Genomic DNA, 16835 nt, shown 5'->3' with positions numbered 1-16835 from the left:
AATTTCACAAGTATTTTGGGTAAAAACTTGCTAGTTGATCATTCACCATAATAGACAAATATTAAAGTGGTGGATTCCCATGACATCTTCGACAAACAGGATAGTATGTATCATTTCCACCAATTTGAATTTGTTCTCCTGTGTACACTGGCTTGTTATTGTCATCTACTCGTAAATTCATTGTTGCTTTTTTATGGCAGAACCAGCAAATCGTCTTCATCTCTTCAATTTTGTCCGAATAGATCAGCATATAACGACTGCCTTCGAAAAGTTCGTTTTGGAAATCGTTTTTCAACCCGAAGCCCATTACAGGGATTTTTAGCTCATCGACAATTTTTGTTAACTGTAACACTTGTTCTTTTCTTAAAAATTGAACTTCATCGATGAGTACACAGTATAGTTTTTCATTTTGCTCGTGATGATGCTTTACATACTCGTAAACATTTGTGTGATCAAACACTGGAATCGCTTTTCTTCGTAGGCCTATTCTACTTGATACATAACCTACTTCGTCTCGATCGTCTATTCCTGAAGTAAAGAGTAATACTGGTTTGTTTTGTTCTTCATAGTTATGTGCAACTTTTAGAATTTCAATAGATTTTCCGCTATTCATTGCGCCATGTTTGAAAAATAATTGCGCCATTAAAAACAACCTCTTTCTTATCATGAACTTACCGTTTCTTTTTGATTCCCGCCTTCAGGAGGTTCACTTTATATAATTTCACATTCAAGTCCATCATTTCGTACTTGTCACTTGAATGAAGTTAAAAAATGCCTGCCATTAGGATGGCAGGCATTTTGTGTTTCATATTATTTAAGACCGTATTTTTTGTTGAAACGATCCACACGTCCGTCAGCAGACGCGAATTTTTGACGGCCAGTATAGAATGGGTGACATTCGTTGCAAAACTCGATTGCAATCTTTTCTTTTACTGAACCAGTTTCAAAAGTGTTACCGCAAGAGCAAGTTACTGTTGCAGTTTTGTAATCTGGATGAATTCCTTGTTTCATATTCGTTTTCTCCTCTCGCCCTGAACCATCTGGAACAGAGTTATATTCGAACTGCACCTTACATAGCCCGAATATGTCGACTACATATGTGCACGTTTCATACTGAATTAGGATAGCATAATCGAAAAAAATACTCAAGTATAAATAATATATTTTAAAAATTACCAATACCGATTTTAAAAATAAATAAACTTTCAGAAAGCGAAATTCACATAGGACATATCTGAAATTATGTGCAAATACACATAATTTTTAATAAGTCGTATACTAATTTCGCCAATTAGAAGATTTCAAGTTTTTATTTTACACATTCAAATTGATTTCTAAAAATAAAAATACAAGTAGCAAAATATAATTGTGATCCGCTACTTGTATTTATTATTTTATATTAATCCTTTACCTTTTGTTGCCTTTTTCATTTCTTCATTTAACTTTTCAAAGAATTCTTCGTTTGTTTTTGACCCACGTAATTTCTTTAAGAAACGTTCTGTGAAATCAGGAGCATCTGTAAAGGTTTTGCGAATTGCCCAAAGCTTTTCTAATTGTTCACTTGGAATTAATAACTCTTCTTTTCGAGTACCAGAGCGTCGAATATCTAACGCTGGGAATATACGACGTTCCGCTAAATTACGATCTAAGTGAAGCTCCAAGTTCCCTGTACCTTTGAACTCCTCGTAAATAACCTCATCCATACGAGATCCTGTATCAACTAAAGCAGTTGCTAAAATCGTTAAACTTCCACCATCTTCAATATTACGAGCAGAACCGAAGAATCGTTTTGGTCTATGGAATGCCGCAGGGTCAATACCACCTGAAAGTGTTCGACCACTTGGCGGAATGACTAAGTTATATGCACGGGCAAGACGTGTAATTGAATCCATTAAAATGATTACATCACGTTTATGTTCAACTAAGCGTCGCGCTCTTTCTAACACTAATTCTGCTACCTTTACATGGTTTTCTGGTAGCTCATCAAATGTTGAACTAACAACATCTGCGTTTACAGATCGTTCAATATCCGTTACCTCTTCAGGACGTTCATCAATTAATAAAACAATCAATTCTGCTTCTGGATAATTTGTTGTAATTGCATTGGCAATTTCTTTTAATAAAGACGTTTTCCCTGCTTTTGGCGGTGCAACGATTAACCCACGTTGACCAAATCCTACAGGCGCAATTAAATCCATAATACGAGTTGATAATTTATTTGGCTCTGTTTCTAGTTTGATATGACGGTCTGGGTAAAGTGGAGTAAGCGCTGGGAAGTGAACACGCTCTTTAGCAATCTCAGGATTTTCACCATTTACAGCATCAACCTGTAATAAACCGAAGTAACGTTCATTTTCTTTCGGTGGTCGTACTTTTCCTGATACCTTGTCCCCATTTCGAAGATCAAATCGACGGATTTGTGAAGCGGAAATATAAATATCTTCTTTAGATGGTGAATAGTTAATTGGACGAAGGAACCCAAATCCTTCACTAGATACAATTTCTAAAACACCTTCCATGAAGAAAAAGCCTTCTTGTTCAGATCGAGATTTTAAAATAGCAAATATCAATTCTTTTTTTGTTAATTTACTATAATAGGAAATTTTATAATCGCGCGCTAAAGAATATAATTCTTTTAAAGTCATATTCTCAAGCTGAGCTATAGTAAGTGCAGACATAGCATGACTCCAGTCTTTTAATTTTTAAGTTTACTACTCATTGGATAATTCAAATTGTAGGGTTTTTTGAAAGTTTTGTAGGAAGGATGTCTGATAAATAGAAACTTCCATCATAGGATTTTTCAGTCCCTATGTAGATTAGTTAACCATTTTGGGTGTAAGCATCCGTTAAATCCCACCTATTTTTTGTCGGAGTTTTACGGACGGTTACATCGGGATAACTATATCATATTATCAGACATCGTAGTTTAGAAGTTATTTATAAATATCTAGATTATTTAACATATCTAGGTTTTTTCTCGATATTATGACGACCTTCGATAAATCGAACGGTACCAGTTTTTGCACGCATAACAAGCGAATTAGTTAAACAATATGCCCCTTTATATTGTACACCTTTCATTAACTCACTATCTGTTACTGCTGTTGCCGCAAAAATTGCGTCATCGCCTTTTACTAAGTCATCTAAGTATAATACTTTCTCTACATCGATGCCCATTTTTTGACAACGTTCAAGTTGTGCTTCATCTTCTGGGACAAGTCGTCCTTGGAAATCGCCACCTAAACATTTTAATGCAACAGCAGAAATAACTCCTTCTGGTGCTCCACCTGTTCCAAACATAATATCAATACCAGTCTCATCAAATGCGGTATTGATGGCAGCACTTACATCTCCATCTTGAATGAATTTGATTCGAGCACCAGCTGCTCGAATTTCATCGACTATATGTTGATGACGTGGACGATCTAATAGAATTGCTACCACGTCTGAAATATCTTTGTTTTTCGCTTTTGCAACTGCATGTAAATTTTCAGTTACCGATGCAGTAATATCCACTTTACCTCGAGCTTCAGGTCCAACTGCTAATTTTTCCATATACATATCTGGTGCGTTTAATAGATTGCCACGATCTGCAATAGCTAGTACCGTCATGGCACCATTTGTACCTTTAGCAACAATATTTGTTCCTTCAAGTGGATCTACTGCGATATCTACTTGGGGTCCACCATTACGAAGACCTAATTCTTCCCCAATATATAACATTGGAGCCTCATCCATTTCACCTTCACCAATAACAACGGTTCCGTGCATTGGAATCGTGTCAAATAAAGCACGCATTGCTGTAGTTGCTGCATCGTCTGCTTCATCTTTTAATCCGCGTCCCATCCATTTTGCAGATGCAATCGCTGCTGCTTCTGTGACGCGGACTACTTCCATCGTTAAACTGCGTTCCATTTGTGTGTTTCCTCCTGATTCGGTTACCCGAATGTCTTTATGTCACATTTAATTGTAACATAAAATAATTTTTGCATTTATGAAATTTATTCTTTTAGTTCGAGTGAACTAACAGCAATTGTTTCGCGGCGAATATTTGCACCGAGTGAATTTAATTTTTCGATTAAGGAGCTATATCCACGTTCAATATGATGAATTTCGTGAACAATTGTTTCACCTTCTGCTAATAGTCCAGCTAAAACAAGGGCTGCACCAGCTCTTAAATCTGTAGCCGTAACAGATGACCCATGTAATTGGGTAGGTCCTTGTATAATAGCAGTATTGCCTTCTACCCTAGCATTTGCGTTCATACGACGTAGTTCATCGATATGTTTGAATCTTGCTGAATAGATCGTATCTGTTACTTTTGAAGTTCCAACAGCTTGAGTCATTAATACGGATAGTGGTTGTTGAACATCTGTGGGGATTCCCGGGTATACAAGTGTTTTTACATCAACAGCTTGTAGTGAATCTACTCTCGGAATGAACACACTTTCTTCACCCTCGATTACTTTTACACCCATTTCTCGAAGTTTTGCAATGACTGCTTCTAAATGTAAAGGAATAATATTATCGATTGTAATTCCATCACCTATTGCTGCGGCCATTACCATATATGTTGCTGCTTCAATGCGGTCTGGGATTATCGTATGTTTTGTTCCGTGGAGCTCTTCCACACCTTCAATTCGGATGACACTCGTACCAGCACCTTTAATGTTCGCACCCATATTCGTTAATAGTGTTGCTACATCAATGATTTCTGGTTCTTTAGCGGCGTTTTCAATAACTGTACGTCCTTTTGCTCGAACTGCTGCAAGCATTATATTGATTGTGGCACCAACACTAGCCACATCCAAATAAATCTTTGCTCCCCGTAACTCATCTGCACGCAAATAGATCGCACCGTGTTCATTTGTCACTTTGGCACCTAATGCTTCAAACCCTTTAATATGTTGGTCTATCGGTCTTGGCCCTAAGAAACAACCACCTGGTAAACCGACAACTGCCTTTTTAAAACGACCAAGCATGGCACCCATTAAGTAATATGAAGCACGTAGCTTTTTAACATTACCATTAGGTAAAGGGATGGCAAGCATATTTGACGGATCAATAGTCATTTGTCCGTTTTCAAAATTTACTTCCCCACCGATTTCTTCTAATAATGCTTTTAACGTCCAAGCATCTGCAATTTCAGGTATCCCGCCGATGGTAACTGACGAATTTGCCAGAATTGATGCTGGAATTAACGCTACCGCACTATTTTTGGCACCGCTGACTTTAATTGTACCTTTTAGACGATTCTCGCCAATAATTTTATAAACATCCATAACGCGTTCTCCCTCGTAATTGGAAAGTTTCCCTTATTATAGTCAACTTCAACAATTTTTGTATGTGTACCTATCCGTGAAATTCGTTTAAATTTCACAAAAAATAGGAACGAAACGAGATTTCATTACATTAGAAAAACACTATTCGGTCATAATACGACGAAATGATGTTTTTCTAATGTGAATTCCATTACTTATACCTAAATAAATTTGTATTTAAACAACATATCATTATTATTGACCTTCGCGCTTTTTCCAATCCGCTAAAAAGCCTTCAATCCCTTTGTCAGTTAGTGGATGATGGAATAATTGTTTTAATACTTTGAATGGTGTTGTAGCGATGTCGGCTCCTGCCAAAGCCACATCAGTTATATGTTGAGGATGACGAATTGAAGCGGCAATAATTTCAGTTGGAATATCATGAATTGCAAACATATCAGCAATTGTGGAAATTAACTCCATCCCACTTTGACCGATATCATCTAAACGACCAACAAATGGTGAAACATAAGTAGCTCCTGCACGTGCAGCCATTAAAGCTTGATTTGCACTAAAGATTAAAGTAACGTTCGTTTTAATGCCTTTTTCAGCAAAAAACTTACATGCTTTTAAACCTTCTGGTGTCATAGGTAATTTCACAGTAATATTTGGATGAATTGCTGCAAGTTCTAGTCCTTCTTTAATCATTCCTTCAGCATCTAGAGAGATTACTTCTCCACTAACTGAACCATTCACAAGTTCTGCAATTTCACGTAGGCGATCATGAAAAGAAATGTTTTGTTCTTTTGCAACTAATGATGGATTCGTAGTTACTCCTGAAAGAATACCCCATGAGTGGGCTTCTTTAATTTCTTCAAAGTTTGCTGTATCGATAAAAAATTTCATTTCGCTGTTCCTCCTGCATAGTATTGGTGCATTTTATATTGACACCTAATCAATTTTGACAATCTTCCCAATTTAATAATTGGGGGATTTATCCAGAATTATGTTAAAACAAAGAGAAGGCTGATATTAAAAAATCAGACACTTCTCCTCAAGATCATTTACCTTGTATTAAATGAATTAAGAAAAGCAGTGTATAAATAAACACATTATTTACTTATAGGATAAATTGGAAATTAAAATGGGCTGCTTTCTTTATTCAGTGTATCCATATTTTTGATTATTGTACATATTATGATAAATTTTTATTGAAATTTGCTGTTGTATTCTAAATATAACATATGCTTACTAGCTCTTTTATGTCAAAAGCCCACAATTTCCTGTATAGGCTACTAACTATGCTTTTTGAGAGCTACCAAATTCACGCATTTTACCGATAACCGTAGCTTTAATCGCATCACGTGCTGGTGCTAAATATTTACGTGGGTCGTAAACTTTTTTGTCATTGTCTAATACTTCACGGATTACTTTTGTAGCTGCAATTTGATTTTCAGTGTTTACGTTAATTTTTGCAGTACCTAAAGAAATAGAACGTTGAATATCTTTTGTTGGAATTCCAGTACCGCCATGTAATACAAGTGGAATATCTGTTGATTTTGAAATTTCTTCCATTTCAGCGAAACCTAAGTTTGGCTCACCTTTGTAAGGTCCGTGTACTGAACCTAATGCAGGTGCTAAGCAATCAATTTCAGTTTGCTCAACAAGAGCTTTACATTCGTTCGGATTTGCATAGATAATGCCGCCAATTACGCCATCTTCTTCTCCACCTACAGTTCCTAATTCCGCTTCAACTGAAACACCTTTTGAATGTGCATATTCAACAACTTCTTTTGTGATTTTCACATTTTCTTCAAATGGGTGGTGAGAAGCATCAATCATAACAGATGTAAAACCTGCATCTACAGCTTCTTTACATTTGTCAAAGCTTGAACCGTGGTCTAAATGGATTGCAACAGGTACAGTAATTTTATAGCTTTCCATTAAACCTTTTACCATATGAACAACGGCGATAAATCCGCCCATATATTTTCCTGCGCCTTCAGATACACCGAGGATCACTGGAGACTTTTCTTCTTCTGCCGCTTGTAAAATTGCTTGAGTAAATTCTAGGTTATTAATGTTAAATTGACCTACTGCATAACCTTCTTTTTTTGCTTTAATTAACATTTCCTTCATCGATACTAATGGCATTGTGAAAATCCTCCTGAAGATAGTATTTTTATTTAAATATTCCATTTCATATTAGCAGAAAGGCTGTTGTCTCACAAGTAAGGAGACAACAGCCTTTCATACGCCGAAAGCTTGCGGCAGGCGAAAAAACATCTTTGTTAGGATTTCTTAACTTTAGAAATGATTTCGTCATTTTCAACTCTCGTTAGTAATGTTTGATAATCGATAATCTAGTTATACTACGCGATTGAAAAGACACTATCCATTAACTTAAAATAGTAGAAATTTAATTTGTTAAAATTTGTTAACATTTTCGTGACAGATTCAAAGATCAATAATTTATTGCTCATTCTGATTTTTATCTATGTACACTTTATTTTTTACAGTTGTAATTAAATCATGAATATTAAACGGTTTTGTAAAAAAGCATGAAGCACCTTGTTCAAGCGCTTTTTCAATTAAAGTTTGCTCTGAAAAAGCAGACATCATAATAATAGGTAAATCGCAATTTATGTTTTTAATTCTCTTAATAATTTCTAGACCATTCATATCTGGAATTTTCATATCTAGTAGTACACAATGTAAATTGTATTTTTCTACTAGTCGAATTGCTTCAGCTCCACTAGTTGCAAGATGAACGAGATAGCCTTCTTTATTAAACACTTCTTTTAATAACAATCGAATCCCTTGATGGTCATCTACAATTAATAGTTCTTTCACCACGATTCTCTCCCATTCCAAAATTTATTAATCTATTTAACTATTACGTTCCCTATTATTTTGAGTTTAAAACCTTTTAAGTTGATATTTTATTCTCCATATAATATTCATTTGCTTGAATAATGACCTATTTATAACTAAACTTGATGAGACAAAGTACATGGATTTTAATTTTACTAATATAACTTTATAATGATTTTAGAGGTGAACGGAATGAAAATACTTACAACCCAATTAACAGGTTTATTACAAAGAATCTCACAGAGTGAAGAAGAAGCCATCGAAGAAACTGCAAGATTACTCGCCCAAGCATCTGTTGGTGAAGGGAAAGTTTATTTTGCATGTTTTGATGGATTAGAAGGTGTTGAGCTTAATGCTTTACATAATTCAGAGCCATTCTATCAATTAGAAAAATGGACTCCAGACACCGTGATTAATGATGTAGATCGTGTTTGTATATTTACAAAAAGTAGTCAGAATGAAGATGCGTTGGCTCTTGCAAAACAGTTGGCTGAGGAATTTATTCCTTTTGCTGCGGTTGCTAGTGAGAAACCAGATGAAGGAAATGAATTGAGTGAACTCGCTTACACTTATATTTCAATGAAAGTGAGAGGCGGCATTCTACCCCACCCTACTAAATTAGGGGAGCGCACATTAATCCCGCATTTATTTTCCGCGCTATTTGTTTATGAAGCAATTAAGTTAAGCTATGATGAGATAATTTTCGATGATGACGAGTTGTGATTTCAGAAGTATCCTAAAATAGTTTGAAGTACTAATGAAGACCGATTTTGTTCGTTTTTTGGATCAAATCGGTCTTCATCTGCTTTATCAAGACCTTTTTAGATTGCCTTTTGAATTAAATTGATCCTCATCCGCCTTATCAAGACCAGTTTTGATCATTTTTTTGTTCAAAATGGTCTTCATCCGCCTTATCGAGACCAGTTTTGATTATTTTTCGGTTCAAATCGGTCCTCATCCGTTTTATCAAGACCAGTTTTGTTTGATTTTTAGTTCAAAATGGTCGTTATCCGTCTTATCAAGACCAGTACTGGTCAGTTTTTGATTCAAAATGGCCTTCATCACCTGTATGAAAGACGTTTTTGATCCTTTATCATCTTCAAATGTCCTTCATCACCTCTATGAAAGACATTTCTAACCAATTTCCACCTTTAAATGTCCTTCATCACCCTTATGAAAGACATTTCTAACCATTTTCCACCTTCAAATGTCCTTCATCACCTGTATGAAAGACATTTCTAACCATTTTCCACCTACAAATGTCCTTCATCACCTGTATGAAAGACATTTCTAACCAATTTCCACCTTTAAATGTCCTTCATCACCTCTATGAAAGACATTTCTAACCAATTTCCACCTTTAAATGTCCTTCATCATCCTTATGAAAGACATTTCTAATCGTTTTCCACCTTCAAATGTCCTTCATCATCCTTATGAAAGACATTTCTAATCGTTTTCCACCTTCAAATGTCCTTCATCACCTGTATGAAAGACATTTCTAATCATTTTCCACCTACAAATGTCCTTCATCACTTGTATGAAAGACATTTCTAACCAATTTCCACCTTTAAATGTCCTTCATCACCTCTATGAAAGACATTTCTAACCAATTTCCACCTTTAAATGTCCTTCATCATCCTTATGAAAGACATTTCTAATCGTTTTCCACCTTCAAATGTCCTTCATCACACTTATAAAAGACATATCACCGCAATATCCTCTCACTTTTGTCCATTATAAGGGTTATAAAAGACATTTCAACGCGATTACCTTCCACTTTTGTCCTTTATAAGTCCGATAAAAGACATTACAACTCAATTCCCTTCCACTTTTGTCCTTTATATGGCCGATAAAAGACATTTCAACCCAATTTCCTTCCATCTTTGTCTTTTATAAGCTCTATTAAAGTCATTACAACTCAATTCCCTTCCACTTTTGTCCTTTATATGGCCGATAAAAGACATTTCAACCCAATTTCCTTCCACTTTTGTCTTTTATAAGCCCTATTAAAGACATTTCAACCCAATTTCCTTCCATTTTTGTCCTTTATAAAGTCTATAAAAGACATTTCAACCCGAATTCCTCCAATTTTTGTCTTTTATAAGCTCTATTAAAGACATCTCAATGCAACTCCCTCTCGCTTTTGTCCTTTATAAGTCCGATAAAAGACATTACAACGCAGTTCCCTTCAACTTTTGTCCTTTATAAGGCCTATTAAAGACATTTCAATCCAATTTCCTTCCACTTTTGTCTTTTAGAAGCTCATTAAAGACATTTCAATGCAACTCCCTCCCACTTTTGTCCTTTAGAACGAAACCAAAATAAAAATGCCCCACTATGAATCAAAATCAAAAACCCCCAAATGCCAATCCGGCATTTGGGGTCTCATATCTCATAATTTATTATCGTTTAAAATTAAACGCTGCGCCGACAAACTCACGGAATAGTGGTTGTGGACGTTGTGGGCGAGAAACGAATTCTGGGTGGAATTGACATGCCATGAAGAATTTTTTCTCAGGTAATTCGATAATTTCGACTAAGCGATTGTCTGGGCTTGTACCAGAGAATACAAGGCCTTCTGCTTCCATCGCTTCACGGTACTCGTTATTGAACTCATAACGGTGACGGTGACGTTCGTAAACTAATTCGTCATTGTAAGCTGCCTCTGCACGAGAACCTTCTTTTAACTTACAAGGATATAAACCTAAACGTAACGTACCACCTAGGTCTACCTCATCGCTTTGATCTGGTAAGAAGTCGATAATTGGGTATGGTGTTCCTTTGTTTAATTCTGTTGAGTGGGCACCTTCTAAACCTAGTACGTTACGAGCAAATTCAATCGTTGCTAATTGCATACCTAAACAAATACCTAGGAATGGGATATCGTTTTCTCGTGCAAATTGAATTGCTGCGATTTTCCCTTCGATTCCACGATCACCAAATCCACCAGGCACTAAAATACCATCAGCGTCTTTTAATAATTCTTGTACATTTTCAGTATTTACTTCTTCGGCATTAATCCAATCTACTTCAATATCTGAATCAAACGTATAACCAGCATGTTTTAACGCTTCAACAACTGAAATATAAGCATCTTGTAGTTCAACATATTTCCCTACTAATGCGATACGCGTTTTGTGAGTTAAGTTTTTCACTCTTACAACAAGCTCTTTCCAAGCTGCCATATCTGCCTCGGGCGCTTCAATACCAAAGTGCTCTAACACGATATCGTCAAAATCTTGAGCATGTAACTTTAATGGAATTTCATATAAATGCTCTGCATCCGCAGATTCAATAATATCACGAGCAGTTACGTCACAGAATAATGCTAACTTTTCACGCATGTCTTGAGAAATCGGTTGTTCTGTACGTACAACTAAAATATTTGGCTGAATTCCTAAAGAGCGTAATTCTTTTACAGAATGTTGTGTTGGTTTTGTTTTTAACTCACCAGCAGCTGCAATGTATGGAATTAAAGTACAGTGAATGTACATTACATTTTTATGACCAAGGTCAGATCTCATTTGACGGATTGCTTCAAGGAATGGTAGTGATTCGATGTCACCTACTGTTCCACCAACCTCTGTAATAACGATATCTGCATTTGTTTCACGACCAGCACGTTGGATACGGTCTTTAATTTCGTTTGTTACGTGAGGAATTACTTGAACTGTTTTCCCGTTATAATCACCACGACGTTCTTTAGCAAGAACTGATTGATAAACACGTCCAGAAGTTACAGTTGAATGTTTCCCTAAATTAATATCAATAAAACGTTCATAGTGTCCTAAGTCTAAATCTGCTTCCGCGCCATCATCTGTTACGAATACTTCACCATGTTGATAAGGACTCATTGTACCTGGGTCAATATTTAAATATGGATCGAATTTTTGAATCGTTACTTGTAAACCACGGTTTTTAAGCAGTCTTCCTAATGAAGATGCGACAATTCCCTTCCCTAAAGATGAAACAACTCCACCTGTTACAAAAATATACTTCGTCATTAAAAATTTCCTCCTCTTATACGATTAAAATAAGAAAAGCCTTGAGATCCTCGTTTTAAATTCACCTTATAAGCAACTTTCCACGAGTTTTTCATAGCTATACATAAACATCTCTATTTACTTTTCTTTTTCTTTTTTCTTTGATGTGATTGGAAGGGCACTTGGCAAATTACACATCTTCTTTATGTAGCTTATCTATCTAACACACAGATACATTTGAAATGTGTGCAATTAGTTTATAAAAAACAAAAAAGCCCCACCTGCATATCATTTGCAGGGGGAGCGATTAATAATCACGGCCATTCTCCTTTTTCAAGGAGCCCAAGTAAAAGATTAAACGGAACACTATAAGAAGTCAAGATATTTCAGAATGATTATTTGACATTTCATCAAATGTTCACGTTCAAACTTTTCAAATAAAGTAGCCTAATTTTACTCTTCTTCTTCCTCTAAAGCTTCATCTTCATCGATAATAAATGCGTCTTCCTCGTCGATTAAATCTTCGTCGATTTCATCATCCACATCCACATCTACGTCGACATCTACGTCTACGTCGTCGTCAACCGCATCAATATCTTCATCAAAATCAAGATCTTCATCTACTTCTTCTTCTTCTTCTTCATCGACGAATTCATCTAGATCTTCTTCAAATACTAGATCGTCTTCATCAATTTCGATTTCTTCCTCATCTTCATCAAGAAGAGCAGATTTTGCTTTTCGTTTACGAGATTTAACAGTTGGTGCTGTTTCTTCTTCGATTGTTTCAATTTTATACCATTCACGAAGACCCCAAGTGTTATCGTTATTTAGTAAGAAACGTCCGTCTACATTCATATCTGTATAAAACTGTACTAAACGATTTTGGATTTCTTCATCAGATAAACCATTTAAATTTTGGATTTCTTTTAATAGATCTAAAAATGCAAGAGGTGACTTTCTTTCTTCTAGTAGTGCGTATGCTAGATCAATCAATGATTCTTCTTCTAGCTGTGCCTTTGTTAATTCACGAAGGTTCAATTCATGCACGTCCTTTCCTTAATACATTACTCACACGGCAAACGAGTTTGCAATAATAACCATTATATACAAAGTGCTATATTCTATGCCAGCTTCATTTACTGTTTTTTATTTTATATATTTCAACGTAAGCTAGTATGAAGAAATATGCAGATAATATTAAAAATGGTATCGCACCTTTTCCACTATTATATATTAGAAAAGTAGTAATCACACAAGCAATAATAATGAAATAGTGTACGAAACGCCACATTGTTGCAACCTTCCTTCTAGTATGTTTACTTTTGTGCATCGGTACTTCCATAAACATACCACTGATAAGAACGTTTTGCTCTAATAATTTTTAATATTTCTATTACAGTTTTATTACATATTTCTTCGATATTGTCCGCCGACTTCATATAGTGCATTCGTTATTTGACCAAGGCTTGCATATTTTACCGTTTCCATGAGTTGAGCAAATATATTCTCCCCTGAAAGTGCAACTTGTTTCAACTTTTCAATCTCTTCATGACATTTAGATTCATTGCGCTTTTGGAAGTCCCTCAAATTATTAATTTGAAGTTCCTTTTCTTCTTTTGTTGCACGAGCAACTTGTAATGTATCAATTTGAGTTGGTTCTGCATTCGGATTAATATACGTATTTACACCAATAATCGGTAGTTCACCTGAATGTTTTAAGTGTTCATAGTACATTGATTCCTCTTGAATTTTCCCACGTTGATATTGCGTTTCCATTGCTCCAAGCACGCCACCACGATCATCAATACGCTCAAATTCTTCAAGAACTGCTTCTTCTACTAGATCTGTAAGTTCTTCAACAATAAATGAGCCTTGCAATGGATTTTCGTTTTTCGATAAGCCGTGTTCTTTTGTAATGATCATTTGGATTGCCATTGCTCGACGAACTGATTCTTCCGTTGGCGTTGTAATCGCTTCGTCATAAGCATTTGTGTGCAATGAATTACAGTTATCTTGTAACGCCATTAATGCTTGTAATGTTGTACGTATATCATTAAATGCCATTTCTTGTGCATGTAATGAACGACCAGACGTTTGAACATGGTATTTTAACTTTTGAGATCTTTCGTTTGCGCCATATTTGTCTCGCATAACAATTGCCCAAATTCTTCTCGCTACTCGACCAATCACTGTATACTCAGGATCAAGGCCATTCGAGAAGAAGAATGATAAATTCGGTGCAAAATCATCAATGTGCATACCGCGGCTTAAATAATATTCCACATAAGTGAAGCCATTAGCTAAAGTAAATGCAAGTTGTGAAATTGGATTCGCACCAGCTTCGGCAATGTGGTAACCAGAAATTGATACGGAATAATAATTACGTACTTTATGGTCAATGAAATATTGTTGAATATCCCCCATCATACGAAGGGCAAATTCCGTAGAGAAAATACATGTATTTTGACCTTGATCTTCTTTTAAAATATCCGCTTGCACAGTTCCGCGCACTACTTGTAATGTCTTTTCTTTTACATCAGTAAATTCTTCTACAGTTAATATGCGGCCAAGTTCTTCTTCTTTTTCCTTCACTTGCTGATCAATTGCTGTATTTAAGAACATTGCTAAAATAATTGGTGCAGGGCCATTGATCGTCATAGATACCGAAGTACTTGGTGCACATAAATCAAAACCTTCGTACAGTTTCTTCATGTCATCCAATGTACAAATACTAACACCAGATTCTCCTACTTTTCCGTAAATATCTGGTCGATAATCTGGGTCTTCTCCGTAAAGTGTAACTGAATCAAAGGCTGTTGAAAGTCGTTTCGCATCATCATCTTTGGATAAGTAATGGAATCGCTTATTTGTACGTTCTGGCGTACCTTCCCCAGCAAACTGACGTTTCGGGTCTTCTCCTTCTCGTTTAAATGGAAAGACGCCCGCTGTGTAAGGGAATTGTCCTGGAACGTTTTCTGCGTATACCCAGCGTAAAATTTCTCCATAGTCTTTGAACTTCGGAAGTGCAATTTTAGGAATTTTTGTTCCTGATAAAGAAGTTGTTTTTAAAATTGTACGAATCTCTTTATCCCGAACTTTTGTAATGAATTCATCGCCAGAATATGCTTCCTTCAATTTCTCCCAATTTTCTAAGATGCGTAGGGATTCTTTTGTTAGTTGATTTTTTACGCCATCAGCCAATGATGTTAATGAAGCGAGCATTGCATTTGCATCTGGATTTTGTGCACGAACTGTTTCAATCGTTCCTTCTAATTGATAAAGTTTTCGTGCAAGTTCAACTTGCTGTGCGGCTTGTTTATGATAATTGCGAACTGTATCTGCAATTTCTCTTAAGTAATATCTACGGTTTGTTGGAATGATTACATTTTGTTTCTGTGTTTTAACGAATTGTTCGTAAGAAGTTTTCCAGTTGAAACCGAATTTTTCATTGATTTTATCGACCAATGCTGCGAACAATGAATTCGTACCTTTATCATTGAATTGGCTAGCAATTGTGCCGTAAACAGGCATACGGTCAAGGCTTTCAGACCATCTTTCATGGGATCGCTGGTACTGTTTTTGTACCTGTCTTAATGCATCTTCTGAACCTTTACGCTCGAATTTGTTAATAACAATTAGGTCTGCAAAGTCAATCATATCAATTTTTTCTAGTTGCGTTGGTGCACCGAATTCACTTGTCATGACATACATAGACAAGTCTGTAAACTTTGTAATTTCTGCATCCCCTTGCCCAATACCACTTGTTTCAACAATGATTAAGTCATAGCCAGCTGCTTTTACAACAGTAAGCACATCACCAATAGACGCAGATAGTTCTGTTCTAGAACCACGCGTTGCTAAACTACGCATATACACACGCTTATCGAAAATTGCATTCATCCGAATACGGTCACCAAGTAATGCCCCACCTGTTTTTTGTTTCGTTGGATCCACAGAAATAATGGCCACTTTTTTCTCTGGAAACTCTCGTAAAAATCTTCGAATTAATTCATCTGTTAATGAAGACTTCCCTGCTCCACCTGTTCCAGTGATCCCTAAGATTGGTGTATTCTTATCTTTCTTTTCTGCTTCTCTTAGAAGCTCTGCAACTTCCTGTGTTCCGCCAATTTCTGCCGCTGTTATTAGATTTGCCAAAATTTCAGGTTTGTCTGTTGAAAGTTCGTCTAGAAGTTCTAGGTAATTTTCTTTTAATGTTGAGAAATCAGCACCTTCTAGTTGCTTATTAATCATTCCTTGAAGACCGAACTTCATACCATCATCTGGAGAGAAGATTCCTGCTATTCCGTACTCATGAAGTTCTTTAATTTCACGTGGAAGGATTACCCCTCCACCCCCACCATAAATTTTAATATGAGGTGCACCTTTTTCGCGAAGTAGGTCATACATATACTTAAAGTATTCCATATGGCCACCTTGGTAGGAAGATACAGCAATTGCTTGTGCGTCCTCTTGAATTGCTGCGTTCACTACCTCTTCTACAGAGCGGTTGTGCCCAAGATGAATAACTTCTGCTCCACTTGCTTGTAAAATTCTTCTCATTATATTTACTGAAACATCATGACCATCAAATAAGCTTGATGCCGTTACAAATCGTACGTGATGATTCGGACGATATACTCCATTTTCCACTTGTGATTTTTCAAGTTTCACCATACGACTTTACCCCTTTCTTTGAACGTAAACATTTGTAAAATAA

Annotated in this window: 12 protein-coding genes; 1 reads left to right on the top strand and 11 read right to left on the bottom strand. The window is 36.0% G+C overall.

Annotated features, from left to right (window positions below; all coding sequences use genetic code 11):
- Positions 1-61: 61 nt before the first annotated feature.
- From CRO45_RS00270 to CRO45_RS00235, 8 genes are all read right to left on the bottom strand, one after another.
- Entirely contained in the window at positions 62-643 is a 582-nt protein-coding gene (locus CRO45_RS00270; RefSeq protein WP_097147625.1) for a thymidine kinase, read from the bottom strand.
- Positions 644-810: 167 nt separating this feature from the next.
- On the bottom strand, positions 811-1011 hold the full coding sequence (gene rpmE, locus CRO45_RS00265) for a 50S ribosomal protein L31 (RefSeq protein WP_097147624.1): 201 nt from the start codon (positions 1009-1011) through the stop codon (positions 811-813).
- A 383-nt stretch (positions 1012-1394) separates the two neighbouring features.
- Positions 1395-2678 carry a transcription termination factor Rho gene (rho, locus tag CRO45_RS00260; RefSeq protein ID WP_097147623.1) on the bottom strand — a complete coding sequence of 428 codons (1284 nt, stop codon included), beginning with the start codon at positions 2676-2678 and terminating at the stop codon, positions 1395-1397.
- 274 nt (positions 2679-2952) lie between these two features.
- Complete coding sequence (glpX, locus tag CRO45_RS00255) at positions 2953-3915, bottom strand: class II fructose-bisphosphatase (RefSeq protein WP_097147622.1); 963 nt, start codon at positions 3913-3915, stop codon at positions 2953-2955.
- Between the two features lie 86 nt (positions 3916-4001).
- A complete protein-coding gene (locus tag CRO45_RS00250) occupies positions 4002-5282 on the bottom strand; it encodes a UDP-N-acetylglucosamine 1-carboxyvinyltransferase (protein WP_097147621.1) in 1281 nt (426 codons plus the stop codon).
- A gap of 234 nt (positions 5283-5516) precedes the next feature.
- Positions 5517-6167 carry a fructose-6-phosphate aldolase gene (gene fsa / locus CRO45_RS00245; RefSeq protein ID WP_097147620.1) on the bottom strand — a complete coding sequence of 217 codons (651 nt, stop codon included), beginning with the start codon at positions 6165-6167 and terminating at the stop codon, positions 5517-5519.
- A 393-nt stretch (positions 6168-6560) separates the two neighbouring features.
- Complete coding sequence (locus CRO45_RS00240) at positions 6561-7415, bottom strand: class II fructose-bisphosphate aldolase (RefSeq protein ID WP_097147619.1); 855 nt, start codon at positions 7413-7415, stop codon at positions 6561-6563.
- A gap of 318 nt (positions 7416-7733) precedes the next feature.
- Positions 7734-8114, bottom strand: a complete 381-nt coding sequence (locus CRO45_RS00235; protein ID WP_097147618.1) for a response regulator — start codon at positions 8112-8114, stop codon at positions 7734-7736.
- 213 nt (positions 8115-8327) lie between these two features.
- On the opposite strand from CRO45_RS00235, the gene CRO45_RS00230 reads away from it, so the two are divergent.
- Complete coding sequence (locus CRO45_RS00230; protein ID WP_097147617.1) at positions 8328-8858, top strand: DUF2529 family protein; 531 nt, start codon at positions 8328-8330, stop codon at positions 8856-8858.
- 1679 nt (positions 8859-10537) lie between these two features.
- On the opposite strand, the gene CRO45_RS00225 is transcribed toward CRO45_RS00230, so the two are convergent.
- The 3 genes from CRO45_RS00225 to icmF all read right to left on the bottom strand — a co-directional run bounded on the left by CRO45_RS00225 (position 10538) and on the right by icmF (position 16792).
- Positions 10538-12139 carry a CTP synthase gene (locus CRO45_RS00225; protein ID WP_097147616.1) on the bottom strand — a complete coding sequence of 534 codons (1602 nt, stop codon included), beginning with the start codon at positions 12137-12139 and terminating at the stop codon, positions 10538-10540.
- Positions 12140-12571: 432 nt separating this feature from the next.
- Positions 12572-13156, bottom strand: coding sequence for a DNA-directed RNA polymerase subunit delta (rpoE, locus tag CRO45_RS00220; RefSeq protein WP_170949366.1), 585 nt, complete (start codon positions 13154-13156; stop codon positions 12572-12574).
- 366 nt (positions 13157-13522) lie between these two features.
- Positions 13523-16792 (bottom strand): fused isobutyryl-CoA mutase/GTPase IcmF, encoded by a 3270-nt coding sequence (gene icmF / locus CRO45_RS00210; RefSeq protein ID WP_097147613.1) that lies wholly within the window; start codon positions 16790-16792, stop codon positions 13523-13525.
- Positions 16793-16835 lie beyond the last annotated feature (43 nt).

The organism is Ureibacillus acetophenoni, assembly GCF_900220965.1.
In the GTDB taxonomy this organism is placed as follows: Bacteria; Bacillota; Bacilli; order Bacillales_A; family Planococcaceae; genus Ureibacillus; species Ureibacillus acetophenoni.
Note: the sequence above shows the minus strand (reverse complement) of the source record. Positions and strands in the feature narration are given on the sequence as shown.

Coding starts and splice junctions, on each gene's coding strand:
- CRO45_RS00270 (WP_097147625.1), bottom strand. CDS start 643: ATGGCGCAATTATTTTTCAAACATGGCGCAATGAATAGCGGAAAATCT.
- rpmE (WP_097147624.1), bottom strand. CDS start 1,011: ATGAAACAAGGAATTCATCCAGATTACAAAACTGCAACAGTAACTTGC.
- rho (WP_097147623.1), bottom strand. CDS start 2,678: ATGTCTGCACTTACTATAGCTCAGCTTGAGAATATGACTTTAAAAGAA.
- glpX (WP_097147622.1), bottom strand. CDS start 3,915: ATGGAACGCAGTTTAACGATGGAAGTAGTCCGCGTCACAGAAGCAGCA.
- CRO45_RS00250 (WP_097147621.1), bottom strand. CDS start 5,282: ATGGATGTTTATAAAATTATTGGCGAGAATCGTCTAAAAGGTACAATT.
- fsa (WP_097147620.1), bottom strand. CDS start 6,167: ATGAAATTTTTTATCGATACAGCAAACTTTGAAGAAATTAAAGAAGCC.
- CRO45_RS00240 (WP_097147619.1), bottom strand. CDS start 7,415: ATGCCATTAGTATCGATGAAGGAAATGTTAATTAAAGCAAAAAAAGAA.
- CRO45_RS00230 (WP_097147617.1), top strand. CDS start 8,328: ATGAAAATACTTACAACCCAATTAACAGGTTTATTACAAAGAATCTCA.
- CRO45_RS00225 (WP_097147616.1), bottom strand. CDS start 12,139: ATGACGAAGTATATTTTTGTAACAGGTGGAGTTGTTTCATCTTTAGGG.
- icmF (WP_097147613.1), bottom strand. CDS start 16,792: ATGGTGAAACTTGAAAAATCACAAGTGGAAAATGGAGTATATCGTCCG.